This is a genomic window from Mesorhizobium sp. M1143 (assembly GCF_040318435.1).
Lineage (GTDB): Bacteria > Pseudomonadota > Alphaproteobacteria > Rhizobiales > Rhizobiaceae > Mesorhizobium.
Genome location: NZ_JAMYMJ010000002.1, coordinates 219,342 through 234,940 on the forward strand (window position 1 = coordinate 219,342; position 15,599 = coordinate 234,940).

14 protein-coding genes and 1 pseudogene are annotated in these 15,599 nt (G+C 62.7%); 14 read left to right on the plus strand and 1 reads right to left on the minus strand.

The genetic code is table 11. The annotated features are described in order from the left end of the window. Positions 1-19: 19 nt before the first annotated feature. The 6 genes and pseudogenes from NKH35_RS02795 (at position 20) to trmB (ending at position 6,157) form a co-directional block, all read left to right on the plus strand. Positions 20-1,111 carry a hemolysin family protein gene (locus NKH35_RS02795; RefSeq protein WP_352913306.1) on the plus strand — a complete coding sequence of 364 codons (1,092 nt, stop codon included), beginning with the start codon at positions 20-22 and terminating at the stop codon, positions 1,109-1,111. 20 nt (positions 1,112-1,131) lie between these two features. After that, a pseudogene (locus tag NKH35_RS02800) lies at positions 1,132-1,601 on the plus strand (VOC family protein). 77 nt (positions 1,602-1,678) lie between these two features. Continuing rightward, the gene (lnt, locus tag NKH35_RS02805) at positions 1,679-3,271 is read left to right on the plus strand and encodes an apolipoprotein N-acyltransferase (RefSeq protein WP_023713467.1); all 1,593 of its coding nucleotides are present in this window, start codon (positions 1,679-1,681) and stop codon (positions 3,269-3,271) included. 137 nt (positions 3,272-3,408) lie between these two features. Next, positions 3,409-3,828, plus strand: a complete 420-nt coding sequence (locus NKH35_RS02810) for a helix-turn-helix domain-containing protein (RefSeq protein ID WP_023669550.1) — start codon at positions 3,409-3,411, stop codon at positions 3,826-3,828. A gap of 222 nt (positions 3,829-4,050) precedes the next feature. Next, positions 4,051-5,316, plus strand: a complete 1,266-nt coding sequence (gene metK / locus NKH35_RS02815) for a methionine adenosyltransferase (RefSeq protein WP_023669551.1) — start codon at positions 4,051-4,053, stop codon at positions 5,314-5,316. 139 nt (positions 5,317-5,455) lie between these two features. Further along, a complete protein-coding gene (gene trmB, locus NKH35_RS02820; RefSeq protein WP_023688742.1) occupies positions 5,456-6,157 on the plus strand; it encodes a tRNA (guanine(46)-N(7))-methyltransferase TrmB in 702 nt (233 codons plus the stop codon). A 42-nt stretch (positions 6,158-6,199) separates the two neighbouring features. On the opposite strand, the gene NKH35_RS02825 is transcribed toward trmB, so the two are convergent. Further along, positions 6,200-6,364, minus strand: coding sequence for a hypothetical protein (locus tag NKH35_RS02825; protein WP_023669553.1), 165 nt, complete (start codon positions 6,362-6,364; stop codon positions 6,200-6,202). A 335-nt stretch (positions 6,365-6,699) separates the two neighbouring features. Between NKH35_RS02825 and rimP the strand changes: the two genes are divergently transcribed. The 8 genes from rimP (at position 6,700) to rpsO (ending at position 15,397) form a co-directional block, all read left to right on the plus strand. Beyond that, positions 6,700-7,344: a ribosome maturation factor RimP gene (gene rimP, locus NKH35_RS02830; protein WP_023669554.1), complete on the plus strand. Its 645-nt coding sequence runs from the start codon at positions 6,700-6,702 to the stop codon at positions 7,342-7,344. A gap of 47 nt (positions 7,345-7,391) precedes the next feature. Next, complete coding sequence (nusA, locus tag NKH35_RS02835) at positions 7,392-8,987, plus strand: transcription termination factor NusA (protein WP_023669555.1); 1,596 nt, start codon at positions 7,392-7,394, stop codon at positions 8,985-8,987. A 38-nt stretch (positions 8,988-9,025) separates the two neighbouring features. Continuing rightward, positions 9,026-9,676 carry an RNA-binding protein gene (locus NKH35_RS02840; protein ID WP_023669556.1) on the plus strand — a complete coding sequence of 217 codons (651 nt, stop codon included), beginning with the start codon at positions 9,026-9,028 and terminating at the stop codon, positions 9,674-9,676. Then, positions 9,673-12,237 (plus strand): translation initiation factor IF-2, encoded by a 2,565-nt coding sequence (gene infB, locus NKH35_RS02845; RefSeq protein WP_023688741.1) that lies wholly within the window; start codon positions 9,673-9,675, stop codon positions 12,235-12,237. Before NKH35_RS02840 ends, infB begins: the two co-directional genes overlap by 4 nt. Before the next feature lie 161 nt (positions 12,238-12,398). Then, positions 12,399-12,818, plus strand: coding sequence for a 30S ribosome-binding factor RbfA (gene rbfA / locus NKH35_RS02850; RefSeq protein WP_352913309.1), 420 nt, complete (start codon positions 12,399-12,401; stop codon positions 12,816-12,818). Then, positions 12,818-13,789 (plus strand): tRNA pseudouridine(55) synthase TruB, encoded by a 972-nt coding sequence (gene truB / locus NKH35_RS02855; RefSeq protein WP_023746681.1) that lies wholly within the window; start codon positions 12,818-12,820, stop codon positions 13,787-13,789. The genes rbfA and truB overlap by 1 nt, the downstream gene beginning before the upstream one ends. A 44-nt stretch (positions 13,790-13,833) precedes the next feature. Next, entirely contained in the window at positions 13,834-14,928 is a 1,095-nt protein-coding gene (gene corA, locus NKH35_RS02860; RefSeq protein ID WP_023688739.1) for a magnesium/cobalt transporter CorA, read from the plus strand. A gap of 94 nt (positions 14,929-15,022) precedes the next feature. Continuing rightward, on the plus strand, positions 15,023-15,397 hold the full coding sequence (gene rpsO / locus NKH35_RS02865) for a 30S ribosomal protein S15 (protein ID WP_280790898.1): 375 nt from the start codon (positions 15,023-15,025) through the stop codon (positions 15,395-15,397). The last annotated feature ends 202 nt before the right edge of the window (positions 15,398-15,599 follow it).

Here is a 15,599-nt window from a genome sequence, read left to right on the forward strand (position 1 = left end):
ACCAATTGACCGGACGACGATGAACGACAAACCAGAAACTGCCGCCCGCCCCGAGGCTGGCAGTGCGACAAAGCCTTCCGATACGACGGAAGAGGGATCGAGTCCGAGTCCCAGTTCCGGCAGCCCCGCTTCTGGTAGTATTCCCAGCGAGCCATCGCCTGCCGGTCCGTCCCTGTTCGACCGCATCTTGGGCCTTTTCAGGCAGCGGAACGGCACCAGCCTGCGCGAGGAAATCGCCGGCGCGCTTGCCGAAACGACCAGCGATGCCGGGTCTTTCTCGCCCGGCGAACGCGCCATGCTCAACAACATATTGCGCCTGCGCGAGGTACGCGTCGAGGACGTCATGGTGCCGCGCGCCGATATTGAGGCCGTCGAGATCACCACGACGTTGGGCGATCTGCTCGGTCTGTTCGAGCAGTCCGGCCATTCCCGCATGCCGGTCTATTCCGAGACGCTCGACGATCCGCGCGGCATGGTTCACATCCGCGACGTGCTAGCCCACATCACCAAGGTTGCCCGTGTCAAGAAGGGCAGAACATCCAGGAAGACGCCGGCAACGACGCTTCTCGACCTCGCCCAGGTCGATCTCGGCCGCACCATCGGCGACCTCAATCTGATCCGCCCGGTGCTTTTCGTGCCGCCATCGATGCTTGCCTCCGACCTGATGGGTCATATGCAGACGACGCGAACCCAGATGGCGCTGGTCATCGACGAATATGGCGGCACCGATGGTCTCGCCTCGCTGGAAGACATCGTCGAGATGGTCGTCGGCGATATCGAGGACGAGCATGACGAGGACGAGCCGCTGATCACCCAGACCGGCGAGGGCGTATTCGTCGTCGACGGCAAGGCCGAGATCGACGAGGTCGCCAAGATGATCGGCGAGGACTTTACCGCCGGCGAGCATGGCGAGTATGTCGACACGATCGGCGGCATGATCTTCAACACGCTGGGCCGCGTGCCCGCGCGTGGTGAGGTTGTGCAAGCCATCCCCGGCTTCGAATTCCACGTGCTCGACGCCGATCCGCGCCGCGTCAAGCGGGTGCGCATCGTCCAGAACCAGAAGGGCGAGCGTCGCCGCCGCGCTACCGCTCGCACTGAGCAGGCCTAGAGCAGAACGTCGCTCGGTACATGACGATCGACGATCCCTTCAAGCACTCAACCTTTGGCTCCGGTGTCTTCTACAAGGACCCGCGAGCCGCATTGAAATGGCTCGAAACGGCCTTCGGCTTCGAGCCGAGCATGGTGGTCAGCGATGCCGACGGACGGCTGGTCCATGCCGAAATGCGTTTTGGCGATGGCTATATCATCGTCGATTCCGAATGGGCCGATCATATTGCCAGTCCGGTAAGCGTCGGCGGCAAGAACACTCAGTCGGTCTGTGTGCGTCTGAAAGACGGCCTGGACGTGCATTGTGAGCGGGCAATGGCGGCTGGAGCCCAAATCGTCGAGGAGCCTGCCGACCATTTCTACGGCGAACGGCAGTATCGGGCGCGCGACCCCGAAGGCCACTCTGGACCTTCTCCCAGACCTTGCGCACCGTGCCGCGCGAGGAGGCCGAGCAACTGAGCGGGCTAACCATCGAGGGATGGCACCGATAGCGCAGCGATCGGCCGGTTCGCGTTTCAATAAATCTGATAAATCTTGGCTCTTGATTCGCGCGACCTGGGAAGTCTGTATGGAGCGCCTTGCCGGCCGGATAATTCTGCTTTGGGGCTGGCGGCGCGCGCTGGTGGCGTTTCTTGCCGGGGCGCTGGCGGTGCTCGCCCAGGCGCCTTACGATTTCTTCGCCGTCTGTTTCGTCTCGTTTCCACTGCTGGTCTGGCTGCTCGACGGCGCCACCGGCGAGGCTTCCGACGGCTGGCTCAGGCGCCTGCGGCCGGCCTTTGCCATTGGCTGGTGGTTCGGCTTCGGCTATTTCCTCGCCGGCCTGTGGTGGATCGGTGAGGCGCTTCTGGTCGAGGCCGACAGTTTCGCCTGGGCCTTACCCTTCGCGGTCGTCGGCATTCCTTTGGCGCTGGCATTTTTCTACGGCTTCGCCACCGTCGTCGCGCGGCTGTTATGGACCAACGACATTGGCCGCATTGCCGCCCTTGCCTTTGCTTTTGGCCTGACGGAATGGCTGCGCGGCTTCCTGTTCACCGGCTTTCCCTGGAATGCCGTCGGGTATGCGGCGATGCCCGTGCCGCTGTTGATGCAAAGCGTGTCGGTGACCGGCATGGTCGGCATGAACGCGCTGGCGGTCTTTGTCTTCGCCATGCCGGCCTTGCTTGCAGCACGCCGGCATGTCCGTCTCGGTGTGGTCCTGCTTGCCATTCTCGTCGCCGCCCATGCCGGCTTCGGCTATGTCAGGCTCGCGACCCCCGACAAGCCGGCAACCCGCACTCTCGATGTCCGTATCGTGCAACCGGATGTCGACCTCAGCGAAAAATGGGACGCCTCGGTGCGCGACCGCATCTTCGCCACGATGATGGGCCTGTCGGCCGCAGCGCCCGATCCCGGTCATGACAAACCGCAACTTATCCTGTGGCCGGAGACCTCGGTACCGTTCCTGTTCACCGAGCGTCCGGACGCGCTGACCGCGCTCGGCGACATGCTGCAGCCTGGTCAGATGCTGATTGCCGGCGTCGTGCGCGAGGAGCGCGGATCCGGGGCGGATGCCGACAGCCGCTACTACAATTCGGTGGTGGCGATCGACGACAAGGGTGAAATCGCTGATGCCGTCGACAAGGTCCATCTGGTGCCGTTCGGCGAGTATCTGCCGTTTTCCGGTCTGCTCAGCCGCTTCGGCATCGGACAGTTCGTCGCCGGGCCGATGAACTTCGCCGCCGGCAACGAGCGCCATCCGATCGCTCTGCCCGGCGGCATCAGCGCCTTGCCGTTTATTTGCTACGAGGTGATCTTTCCTGATCTGGTGGCTGTTGACGCAACGTCATCCCAGCTTATTGTAAACGTCACCAACGACGCATGGTTCGGCGACACGCCCGGGCCGTACCAGCATTTCAGGCAGGCTCAGATTCGCGCGGTGGAAAACGGATTGCCGCTGTTGCGCGCCGCCAACAACGGCATTTCCGCCGTTGTCGATACGCGCGGACGCATCGTCGACGCATTGGCGGTCGATGCACGTGGCGCCATCGACGTGCGGGTGCCGATCTCCGGCCAAGCCTTCATCTCCGCCGCGGGGCGGCGCATTAACGGAATGCTGATCATGTTGGTGTTTGCCGCAATCGCCCTCAGCTTGAACGTAAGGCAACGGCTACGGGTGAATTGACAGTCGACACATTAGAAACTCATACTGTTACCGCCTAATTTTCTCGAAGTCGGTTGGTGTTTCTGTTGGGGCAGTTGGCTCCGGCTTCGTTTGGGCGAGAAAAATAGAAAAGGCCGGAAAAATTCGGCGAGGAAAAAATGACAGAAGAAAACAAGAAGAAACCGAATCCGATCGACATCCATGTCGGAAGTCGCGTCCGCCTTCGGCGCAATATGCTTGGAATGAGCCAGGAAAAGCTCGGTGAAAATCTCGGTATTACGTTCCAGCAGATCCAAAAATATGAAAAAGGAACGAACCGCGTCGGCGCCAGCCGTCTGCAGGCAATAGCCTCGATACTCAGCGTGCCTGTCGCCTTCTTTTTCGAGGATGCGCCAGGGCAGGAGCCGGTGGGTAATAGAGGATTTGCCGAGGACACTTCGATGGCTTTCGCCGTCGAATTCTGCGGCAGTCCGGAAGGGCTTCAGCTCAACCGCGCGTTCGTCAAGATCGCGGATGTGAAGGTGCGCCGCCGGATTATCGACCTTGTGAAGTCCCTTTCTGCCGAAGATGCCGAGTGATTCGGTGGGTCGATTGACCCATTGGCCCCAGTAATCCCCCGGGCCCGAGTAGCCCAGGGGCTCGACTGCCGGCGGAGCCAAGCCGCCGGTGGTACAAGATATATTGCTGCGACACTCATGCCAGAACCGCGGCACCGCTTGACGAGCGGCGCCCGGCACCGTTAACACGTGGCGCGCCAAAATCGGCAGCCCTGCCGATCGTTTTTTCAAGAGGGGACACCCGTGACGCGGCAGAACTACTTCTTCACCTCGGAATCCGTGGCCGAGGGTCATCCCGATAAAGTCTGTGACCGCATCTCGGACGAGATCGTAGATCTGGTCTATCGCGAGGCCAAGAAGACCGGCATGGACCCATGGAAAGTCCGCGTCGCCTGCGAGACGCTCGCAACCACCAACCGCGTCGTCATCGCCGGCGAAGTAAGGGTTCCCGATACTCTGCTGAAGCGGGACAAAGCCGGCAACATCCTCAAGGACGCCGCCGGGCATTCGGTCGTCAACCCGGCCAAGTTCAAGTCGGTCGCCCGCAAGGCGATCCGCGAAATCGGCTACGAGCAGGCCGGCTTCCACTGGAAGACGGCAAAGATCGAGGTTCTGCTGCACGGCCAGTCGCCCGACATCGGCCAGGGAGTCGACAACGCCGCCGACCGCCAGGGCGAAGAGGGTGCCGGCGACCAGGGCATCATGTTCGGCTATGCATGCCGCGAGACCCCGGACCTGATGCCGGCGCCGATCTATTACAGCCACAAGATTCTCGAACTGCTCGCCGCTGCCCGTCACGAAAACAACGGCGAAGCCGGCAAGCTCGGGCCTGACGCCAAGAGCCAGGTCACCGTTCGCTATGTCGATGGCAAGGCCGCCGAAGCGACTCAGATCGTGCTATCGACGCAGCATCTCGACGCGACCTGGGATTCCAAGAAGGTCCGCAAGGTCGTTGAGCCTTACATCCGTGAGGCGCTCGGCGACCTCAAGATCGCCGACGATTGCATGTGGTACATCAACCCGACCGGCAAGTTCGTCATCGGTGGGCCGGACGGCGACGCCGGCCTGACCGGCCGCAAGATCATCGTCGACACCTACGGTGGTGCTGCCCCGCACGGCGGCGGCGCCTTCTCCGGCAAGGACACCACCAAGGTCGACCGCTCCGCCGCCTACGCGGCGCGCTATCTCGCCAAAAATGTGGTGGCGGCCAAGCTCGCCGACCGCTGCACCATCCAGCTGTCCTACGCCATCGGCGTTGCTCAGCCGCTGTCGGTCTATGTCGACCTGCACGGCACCGGCAAGGTCGACGAGGCCAAGCTCGAGGAAGCGCTGCGCACGGTGATGGATTTGTCGCCATCCGGCATCCGCAGGCATCTCGACCTCAACAAGCCGATCTACGCAAAGACCTCGTCCTACGGCCATTTCGGCCGCAAGGCCGGCCGAGACGGGTCCTTCTCCTGGGAAAAGACCGATCTGGCCAAGGCGCTCAAGGACGCGATCGCTGCTTAGGCATGATTCCAAAAAGTGGGTACCGGTTTTTTGGAAAAGATCGTGCTCCAACAAAGGATTAGATTGAGATGAGATTTCAGCCAAATCTCATCTCAATCCCAAATCTCATCTCAATCTAAGCGCGGCGCGCGACCAGGCCATGGATCCACAGGACAGGCGGAGCCGCGCGACCGAAGGGTTCTTCGGCCGCCGGCACGGCAAGACCATTCGCCCGCAGCAGGCGGCGGCGCTGGAAAGCGGTCTTGGGGCCTATGGCCTCGACCTCTCCGTCCAGGCGCCGGCAGAATTGCGCGCGCTATTCTCAGCGGATGTTTCAACGGTTCGGCTGGAAATCGGCTTCGGCGGCGGTGAGCATCTGCTGCACCGTGCCACGGAGGCACCGGCGACCGGCTTCATCGGTGTCGAGCCGTTCGTCAACGGCATGGCCAAGCTGATGATGGCGGTGCGGGAAAAGCCGCTTGCCAATCTTCGCGTTTATGATGACGACGCCACGCGCCTGCTCGATTGGTTGCCGCAGGCGTCGCTCGACGGCATCGATCTGCTCTACCCCGATCCCTGGCCGAAGAAAAAGCACTGGAAGCGGCGTTTCGTCAGCCCGCTCAACCTCGATCGGTTCGCGCGCGTGCTGAAGCCGGGCGGAAAATTCCGCTTCGCATCCGACATCGACACCTATGTGAACTGGACCTTGTTGCACTGTCGGGCGCATGGCGCGCTCCTCTGGCAGGCGCAAGGTGGGGCCGACTGGCATCGGCCCTATGAAGGCTGGCCGGGCACACGCTACGAGGCGAAAGCCATTCGCGAGGGCCGACGGCCGGCCTATCTCACCTTCATCAGAAAATAGTTCGATGCGGGAAAGTGTCCCGCATCAACAGCCGGTCTGGCTTCAGAAACGGCCGATCTTGCCGAAAGCGGTCGGGTCCATGCCGAGCCGGCGCAGATCGTTGGCGCGCGGCTTGCGGCCGGCTTCGACGGCCCGCGAGGCGGCAACGGCGCTGCCGAACAGGGCAAAGGCGTCGCCTATGGCGGAAAACACGGTACGGTTGCTCATTGTCTTGACCTTTCGCGCGCCACCGCGCGCTCATCTTTGATTTGTGCAGTGCAACATAGATAGGGATGTGAAATCCGGGATCACAGGGCCGTTACCGCATGGCCGGCATGCGCCGCGCGCAATCCTGCCAGCCGTCCCCGGCTGCACTCTGCCCGGCCCGTCAACAGACTTGAAACACTGGCCGGGATCGTCTATATCAGCCTCAAATTCTTGGTCGGTATGACGAAGAGTGGGTCCACCCGGTCCCGCTCTTTTTTATTACCTGCCGGTCAGCCATCAGCAAAGAGATGGTTCGGGACGACGATCATCCTGATCCAGAGAACGACAGGAACCGCATGACTGCAACGGCAAGCGAAGCCGACGACCGCATCATCCGCGAAAGCGGTATCGATGCGCGCATCGCGCTGATCGTTCAGCCGGTGTTGCGAGGCATTGGCTTCCGCCTCGTGCGGGTGCATCTGTCGGGCCAGAACGGCCTGACGCTGCAGATCATGGCCGAACGCGAGGACGGCACCATGACCGTCGAGGATTGCGAAGAGGTCAGCCGCGCTGTGTCGCCGGCGCTCGACGTCGATGACCCGATCGAGAAGGCCTATCATCTCGAAGTGTCGTCGCCGGGCATCGACCGGCCGCTGGTGCGCAAGTCGGATTTCGTCACCTGGACCGGCCATCTGGTGAAGATGGAAACCTCGGTGCCGGTCGCCGACCGCAAGCGCTTCAAGGGCAAGATCGCCGAAGCCGGCGAAGACGACATGCTGCTCGAGCGCGACAAGGCCGCCTACGGCGAAGAGCCGACGGTTCGCATTCCTTATGACGCGATCGCCGATGTGCGGCTGATCCTCACCGACGACCTTATTCGCGATGCCCTTTCGAAGGACAACCGGGAACGCAAGGAAGCCAAGAAACGCCGCGGCGAAGCTGATGATGCACCCGAAGGTGCTGAAGGCGGCGCGGAAGACGAAATCGAACAGGAACTATGATGAGCGGCCGGGCCTAAAAGCTCGGCAACAAGCTCGGGAGAAATAAGATGGTTGTAAGCGCCAACAGACTTGAACTGCTGCAGATCGCCGACGCGGTGGCGCGTGAAAAGTCGATCGACAAGTCGATCGTCATTGCCGCCATGGCTGATGCAATCCAGAAGGCCGCGCGCTCGCGCTACGGCCAGGAAACCAACATCCGCGCCGACATCAACGCCAACACCGGCGAGATGAAGCTGCAGCGGCTGATGGAAGTGGTCGAGAAGGTCGACGACTACGCCACCCAGATCGCCATTTCCTCGGCCCGCGAGCGCAATCCGGACGCCCAGCTTGGCGACTTCATCGCCGAACAGCTGCCGCCAATGGATTTCGGCCGCATCGCCGCCCAGTCAGCCAAGCAGGTCATCGTGCAGAAAGTGCGCGAGGCCGAGCGCGACCGCCAGTATGACGAATACAAGGACCGCATCGGCGAGATCGTCAACGGCACCGTCAAGCGCGTCGAATATGGCAACGTCATCGTCGATCTCGGCCGTGGCGAGGCGATTATCCGCCGCGACGAGCTGATCCCGCGTGAAAACTACAAGTACGGCGACCGCGTCCGCGCCTATGTCTACGACGTGCGCCGCGAACAGCGCGGCCCGCAGATATTCCTGTCGCGCACCCATCCGCAGTTCATGGCCAAGCTCTTCACCATGGAAGTGCCGGAAATCTATGACGGCATCATCGAGATCAAGTCGGTCGCCCGCGACCCAGGCTCGCGCGCTAAGATCGCCGTCATTTCGCGTGACTCGTCGATCGATCCGGTCGGCGCCTGCGTCGGTATGCGCGGCAGCCGCGTCCAGGCGGTGGTCGGCGAATTGCAGGGCGAAAAGATCGACATCATTCCGTGGTCGCCTTCGGCCGCCTCCTTCATCGTCAACGCGCTGCAGCCGGCGGAAGTCGCCAAGGTCGTGCTCGACGAGGATGCCGAGCGCATCGAAGTGGTGGTTCCCGACGACCAGCTGTCGCTGGCCATCGGCCGTCGCGGCCAGAACGTGCGTCTTGCCTCGCAGCTCACCGGCTGGGACATCGACATCCTGACCGAGGCCGAGGAATCCGAGCGCCGCCAGAAGGAATTCGTCGAACGCTCGTCGCTGTTCATGGAAGCCCTTGATGTCGACGAGATGGTCGGCCAGGTGTTGGCCTCCGAAGGCTTCACCAGCGTCGAGGAAGTTGCCTATGTCGATTCGGGCGAGATCGCCTCGATCGACGGTTTCGACGAAGACACCGCTTCGGAGATCCAGACCCGCGCCCGCGAATATCTGGAGAAGATCGAAGCCGAGCATGACGACAAGCGCAAGGCGCTGGGCGTCACCGACGAACTGCGCGAGATCCCTGGCGTCACCACCGCCATGATGGTGACGCTCGGCGAGGATGGCGTGAAGACGATCGAGGATTTCGCCGGCTATGCCGCCGACGACCTGACCGGCTGGAAGGAACGCAAGGACGGCGAGACCAAGGTATTCCCGGGTGTGCTCGCCAATCACGGCGTGTCGCGCGCTGACGCCGAGCAGATGGTTCTGGCAGCCCGCCTCAAGGCCGGCTGGATCACCGAAGACGAGCTTGCAGCTGAACAGGTCCCGGCTGACGAAGCCGTTGGTGCGTGAGGTGAAACCGCATCGCACACAACCCGCCCCAGGACGAGATGAACGATCGCACCTGCATCGTCACGCGCAAGCAAGCCGAGCCGGATGAGCTGATCCGTTTCGTCGTCGGCCCGGATTCGGCCGTCGTTCCTGACCTGAAGAGAAATCTGCCCGGCCGTGGTTGTTGGGTGAGCGCCGACCGCCTACATATCGACAAGGCGGCGGCGAAGAACCTGTTTGCCCGCGCCTTCAAGGCGCAGGTCGTCGTGCCGCCCGATCTCGGCGGCATGGTCGACGGACTGCTTGCACGATCCGCTTTGGGTATGCTTGGCCTTGCCCGCAAGGCTGGCTCGATCGCACTCGGCGCAACCAAGGTCGAGAGCGCGGTGCGCTCGGGGTTGGCGCTTTTCGTGCTCCACGCGACCGAGGCATCCGACGATGGCGTGCGCAAGATCAGTCAGGCGCGGCGGGCAACTGTCCACCTCGGCGGGCCTGCAGTCCTTGCCTACAAACTTTTCTCCGAGGCCGAGTTGAGCTTGGCATTGGGGGGTACAAATGTGATACATGCTGCCGTTCTCGCGGGAGACGCGGGCAAGGCGGTTGAGAGGCGCATGGTTGCGCTCGACCGATATCGGGGCGGAACCCCCGACGATCTGGCAATGCTTGCGGCCGTTGCTGACGAAGATGATGCTGCAGAGGATATGGAATGAGCGATACGAAATCGGGCGACGACAAGACGTTGAGTGTTACACCGAAGAAGACCTTGACGCTGAAGCGCCCCGGTACCGAGCAGAGCGTCGTGCGACAGAATTTCTCGCATGGCCGCACCAAGCAGGTCCAGGTCGAGATCAAGAAGCGCAAATTCTCCATGCCCGGCGACAAGCCGGAGCCGGTGGCTGCACCCGTATTTACGCCCAAGCCCGCGGTAGTGGCAGCCCCCGTCGTGCAGGAAGCGCCCAAGGCGCCGCCTCCGCCGCCGCCGGCCGAACGCGGCGGCATGGTGCTGAACGAACTGTCGCGCAATGAAATGGAAGCGCGCCGCAGGGCGCTCGAAGGCTCCAAGGTTCGCGACGTCGAGGACCGCCAACGCGCCATCGAAGAGGCCAAGCGCCGCAACGAGGATGAGGAACGCCGCAAGCGCGAGCGCGAGGAATCCGCGCGCCGTCAGGCCGAGGAAGAAGCCCGCCTGCAGACCGAGGCCGAGTCCCGCCGCCGCGCCGAGGAAGAAGCGCGCCGCCGCGCGCCGCAGGCTGCCGAGCTTGTGGCATCGGACGACGAGGAAGAGGTCAAGCCGAAGCGCACCGCCGCCGGCGCCCCGGTACGCCGTCCGGTTACGCCCGAAGTGGCGCGCCCGGCCAAGCCGACCAAGGCCGAGGAAGACCGTCGTCGCGGCAAGCTGACCCTCAACACGGCGCTTTCCGACGAGGACGCGCGCGCCCGCTCGCTGTCGTCGATGCGTCGCCGCCAGGAAAAATTCAAGCGCGCGATGCATAATGAGCCGCGCGAGAAGGTTATGCGCGAAGTGATCCTGCCTGAAACCATCACCATCCAGGAACTGGCGCAGCGCATGTCCGAGCGCGCTGTCGATGTGGTCAAGTACTTCATGAAGCAGGGCCAGATCCTGAAGCCGGGCGACATCATCGACGCCGACACGGCCGAGCTGGTCGCCACCGAATTCGGCCACACGGTCCGCCGCGTCGCCGAGTCCGACATCGAGGAAGGCCTGTTCAACATTGCCGACAATGCCGAGGACCTGGTGTCGCGGCCGCCTGTCGTGACCATCATGGGCCATGTCGACCACGGCAAGACCTCGCTGCTCGACGCCATCCGCAATGCCAATGTCGTCTCCGGCGAAGCCGGCGGCATCACCCAGCATATCGGCGCCTACCAGGTCGAGAAGAACCGTCAGAAGATCACCTTCATCGACACGCCCGGTCACGCCGCCTTCACGGCGATGCGCGCCCGCGGCGCTCAGGCGACCGACATCGCCATCCTGGTGGTGGCGGCCGACGACAGCGTCATGCCGCAGACCATCGAATCGATCAGCCATGCCAAGGCGGCCGGCGTTCCGATCATCGTGGCGATCAACAAGATCGACAAGCATGATGCCGATCCGCAGAAGGTGCGGTCGGAACTGCTGCGCCATGAGGTGTTCGTCGAATCGATGGGCGGTGAAGTGCTGGACGTCGAAGTGTCGGCGACCAAGGGCACCAACCTCGACAAGCTGCTCGAGGCGATCCTGCTGCAGGCCGAAATCCTCGACCTCAAGGCCAATCCGGACCGTACCGCCGAGGGCGTGGTCATCGAAGCCCAGCTCGACAAGGGCCGTGGCCCCGTCGCCACCGTACTGGTGCAGACCGGCACTTTGATGCCGGGCGACATCCTCGTCGCCGGCAACGAATGGGGCCGGGTGCGCGCGCTGGTCAACGACCGTGGCGAGCAGATCAAGGAGGCGCCGCCGGCAATGCCGGTCGAGGTGCTCGGCCTGCAAGGCACGCCGCAAGCCGGCGACCGCTTCGCTGTCGTCAACAACGAGGCCCGCGCCCGCGAGATCACCGAATATCGCCAGCGTCTGGCGCGCGAGAAGGCAGTGGCTCGCCATGCCGGCCAGCGCGGCTCGCTCGAACAGATGATGTCGCAGTTGCAGACGAGCGGGTTGAAGGAATTCCCGCTGGTCATCAAGGGCGACGTGCAGGGTTCGATCGAGGCGATCAACGCCGCTCTCGACAAGCTTGGCACCGACGAGGTGCGTGCGCGCATCGTTCATGCCGGCGCCGGCGCCATCACCGAAAGCGACGTGTCGCTGGCGGAGACCTCGGGGGCCGCGATCATCGGCTTCAACGTCCGTGCCAACGTGCAGGCACGTGCGGCCGCGGCGGCCGCGGGCATCGAAATCCGCTACTACTCGATCATCTACAACCTTGTCGATGATGTGAAGGCAGCACTTTCCGGCTTGCTGTCGCCGGAACGCCGCGAGACCTTCATCGGCAATGCCGAGATCCTCGAGATCTTCGACATCACCAAGGTCGGCAAGATCGCCGGCTGCCGTGTCACCGAAGGCAAGGTCGAGCGTGGAGCGGGCGTGCGCCTGATCCGCGACAACGTCGTCATCCATGAAGGCACGCTGAAGACCCTCAAGCGCTTCAAGGACGAAGTCGCGGAAGTTCCGGGCGGCCAGGAGTGCGGCATGGCCTTCCAGAACTACGAGGACATGCGCGTTGGCGACATCATCGAGTGCTTCCGCGTCGAGATGGTGACCCGGACGCTCTGAGTTCGTATACTGTCGATACGACCGGGCGGTGGTCGAAAGACCGCCGCCCTAACTTTAATGCCTGTCGCCCAAAAGTGCGGGATAAACGACATGCATAGAAACAAGTATGAGGCATGCGGCACGGTCCCATCCCGCGCCTCACGCTTTCCGGATTGAGAAAAATGCCCCGTCCAACCGCCTCCAGCCCATCCCAGCGCATGCTTCGCGTCGCCGAACAGGTGCGCCATGCGCTGTCGGAAACCTTGCAGCGCGGCGAGATTATCGACCCGCTGATCGAGAACACCGTGGTTTCGGTCTCGGAAGTGCGCATGTCGACTGATCTGAGGGTCGCAACGGCCTTCGTTTCGCCGCTCGGCGCCAAGGACACGGGTGCGGTCATCGACGCGCTCAACAAGCATGCGAAGTTCGTCCGTGGCCGCGTCTCCGGCGCGCTCCGCCAGATGAAGTTCATGCCGGAGTTCCGCTTCAAGCTCGATACGTCCTTCGACAATTTCGCCAGGATCGACGATTTGCTGAAATCGCCCGAAGTCGCGCGAGACTTGGGTGCCGATGGCGAAGACAACGACAAGGACGAGAAATAGTGGGGCGCCGCGGCAAGAAGAAGGGACGGCCGATCTCCGGCTGGGTGGTGCTGGACAAGCCGGTTGGCATGGGTTCGACCGAAGCCGTCTCCAAGATCAAATGGCTTTTCCAGGCAGAAAAGGCCGGCCATGCCGGCACGCTCGACCCGCTGGCCTCTGGCATGCTGCCGATCGCGCTCGGCGAGGCAACCAAGACCGTGCCTTATGTGCAGGACGGCGCCAAAATCTACCGGTTCACCGTCGCCTGGGGCGAGGAGCGTTCGACCGACGATCTCGAAGGCCCGGTGACGCAAAGTTCCGACCGCCGTCCGGCGGAAAACGATGTCAGGGCGCTGCTGCCGAACTACACCGGCGTCATCATGCAGACACCGCCGCAATTCTCGGCCATCAAGATATCAGGCGAACGCGCCTACGATCTCGCCCGTGGGGGCGAGACAGTCGACATCCCCGCGCGCGAGATCGAGATCGGCCGTCTGGACATCGTCGAGCACGCTGCCGACCACACTTCGTTCGAGGTCGAATGCGGCAAAGGCACCTATGTGCGCTCGCTGGCCCGCGACATGGGCCGCGACCTCGGCTGCTTCGGCCACATCGCCGAATTGCGCAGGGTCGAGGTCGAGCCGTTCACCCAGGAGGATTTCGTCACCGTCGCCGAACTGGAAGCCGCCCGTTTCGGCGAACAGCGCGAAGCTGACAAAGAGGGCGACGCCGATGTTTCCGACGCGCCGATCGACTTTGGCGCCATCGATGCGCTGCTTGTCGACACGGCCGCCGCGCTCGACTGCCTGCCCCAGATCGCCATCAGCGACGAAGCGGCGACCAAGATCCGCCTTGGCAATCCCGTCATCATCCGCGGCCGCGACGCGCCCGTGGAAGCCGAGGAAGCCTGCGCCACCGCGCGCGGCAAGCTTGTCGCCATCGGCGCCATCGAGCAAGGCATGTTCAAGCCGAAGCGGGTCTTTGTCGGCTGACCACTCTCGTCTAGTCTTACGTCGACGTCACATCCGAGGGGCACATGGCAAAGGCTGAGGCGGTGAAGAAGCGGGCGCCGGTGACAACGCGCCGGCCGCCGGTTGGCGCCTCGCCCGGCACGCTGATCGCCGATCCGGCGGCGCGACGGTCCGAGCTGCGGCTGACGCTGATTTCGCCTGAAAAATTCAAGACCATCAACGATGCCAGCATCGACGATCTCAACACCCATTGCGACAACTGGCCGGTCGTCTGGTTGGACTGCACCGGTCTCGCCAACATCCAGCTGATCGAGGAGATCGGCCGGATCTTCAACCTGCATCCACTGGCTCTGGAAGATGTCGTCAACACCGGCCAGCGGCCGAAGGTCGACTTCTTCGAGGACCACGCCTTCGTCGTCATGCGCATGATCGACGACGTCAAGGTGCATCGCTATGAGCAGATCGCGGTGTTCTTCGGCAAGAAATTCGTCGTCACCTTCCAGGAGCGCGAAGGCGATCCGTTCGACCCCGTGCGCAAGCGCATCGCCGCAGCGTTGCCCAACCGCTTGCGGATGCGCGGCGCCGACTATCTGGCCTATGCGCTCATCGATTCCATCGTCGACAGCTATTTCCCGCCGATTGAGGCCGCTAGCGAGGAGGTCGATGGCATCGAGGACGAGATGCTCAACACGCCTCACAAGCATCAGATGCGCCAGCTGCACGAATTGCGGCGCGACGCCAATGTGCTCAAGGGCGTGCTGTGGCCGATGCGCGACACGCTGGCGACGCTGATCCGCAACGACGTGCCCTATGTGAAGCCGGAGACGAAAATCTTCTTCAACGACACGCTCGACCACGCATTGCGGCTGATCGAGCTGGTCGAGAACCAGCGTGATATGCTGACCGGCTTGATCGAAATGCATTTGTCGCTGAGCCAGGCGCGCACCAACGATGTGATTTCTTATCTCACCATCGTCTCGGTGATTTTCATGCCGCTAACCTTCCTGGTCGGTATCTGGGGGATGAATTTCGATCCCGAGAGCTCGCCGTGGAACATGCCGGAACTGAAAGCCTACTATGGCTACCCGGCTTCGCTGCTGTTCATGCTGGCCGTTGCTGTCGGGCTGATCGTCTTCTTCAAAAGCAAGAAGTGGCTGTAAGCTCCAGGTGTCAGGGGATCCTGGATTCCTGAGCAAAGGGCTGCGACGAGCCGGCTTTATGAATGGGCTGGTGTTTTCCAGGGAATTGCCTTATATGCGCCGCAGCATCGCGCCATGTCGCTTTGCTTGCACCGGCCCCTGCTGGACGACATCCCGGCTGAGGGCGACCCGTTTCCTCAAACAGATAAGGAAAAACACGATGTCGATTACTGCCGAGCGCAAACAGGAATTGATGGGTGAATTCGCAACCGCCAAGGGCGATACCGGGTCTCCGGAAGTCCAGGTGGCCATCCTTTCCGAGCGCATCAAGAACCTGACCGACCACTTCAAGGACCACAAGAAGGATAACCATTCCCGCCGTGGTCTGCTCGCTCTCGTCTCCCAGCGCCGCAGCCTGCTTGATTATCTCAAGCGCAAGGATGACGCGCGCTATCAGACGTTGATCGAGAAGCTCGGTCTGCGCCGTTGACGAATTGACCGGCGGGCTTTCGAAGGAGAGCCCGCCGGTCGCGCATTCTGCCAGTCGCATCGATTGGCCAGACCCGGTTTCGAGCGTGCAGAGGCCACTCGAAACCGCCCATGGACGGTCATGGGGCAGGATTGCAGGACGCTCGTGCGCTAACCAGCGCCGAATCTACCCGAGCTTCCCGTTGTCTTGCCCGTGGCTGCCC

What these genes read in the sequence shown, in the direction of transcription:
- lnt (WP_023713467.1), top strand. Translation starts at nt 1,679, where the DNA reads ATGGAGCGCCTTGCCGGCCGGATAATTCTGCTTTGGGGCTGGCGGCGC.
- NKH35_RS02795 (WP_352913306.1), top strand. Translation starts at nt 20, where the DNA reads ATGAACGACAAACCAGAAACTGCCGCCCGCCCCGAGGCTGGCAGTGCG.
- infB (WP_023688741.1), top strand. Translation starts at nt 9,673, where the DNA reads ATGAGCGATACGAAATCGGGCGACGACAAGACGTTGAGTGTTACACCG.
- rpsO (WP_280790898.1), top strand. Translation starts at nt 15,023, where the DNA reads ATGCGCCGCAGCATCGCGCCATGTCGCTTTGCTTGCACCGGCCCCTGC.
- corA (WP_023688739.1), top strand. Translation starts at nt 13,834, where the DNA reads ATGGCAAAGGCTGAGGCGGTGAAGAAGCGGGCGCCGGTGACAACGCGC.
- NKH35_RS02825 (WP_023669553.1), bottom strand. Translation starts at nt 6,364, where the DNA reads ATGAGCAACCGTACCGTGTTTTCCGCCATAGGCGACGCCTTTGCCCTG.
- rimP (WP_023669554.1), top strand. Translation starts at nt 6,700, where the DNA reads ATGACTGCAACGGCAAGCGAAGCCGACGACCGCATCATCCGCGAAAGC.
- nusA (WP_023669555.1), top strand. Translation starts at nt 7,392, where the DNA reads ATGGTTGTAAGCGCCAACAGACTTGAACTGCTGCAGATCGCCGACGCG.
- trmB (WP_023688742.1), top strand. Translation starts at nt 5,456, where the DNA reads ATGGATCCACAGGACAGGCGGAGCCGCGCGACCGAAGGGTTCTTCGGC.
- rbfA (WP_352913309.1), top strand. Translation starts at nt 12,399, where the DNA reads ATGCCCCGTCCAACCGCCTCCAGCCCATCCCAGCGCATGCTTCGCGTC.
- NKH35_RS02840 (WP_023669556.1), top strand. Translation starts at nt 9,026, where the DNA reads ATGAACGATCGCACCTGCATCGTCACGCGCAAGCAAGCCGAGCCGGAT.
- NKH35_RS02810 (WP_023669550.1), top strand. Translation starts at nt 3,409, where the DNA reads ATGACAGAAGAAAACAAGAAGAAACCGAATCCGATCGACATCCATGTC.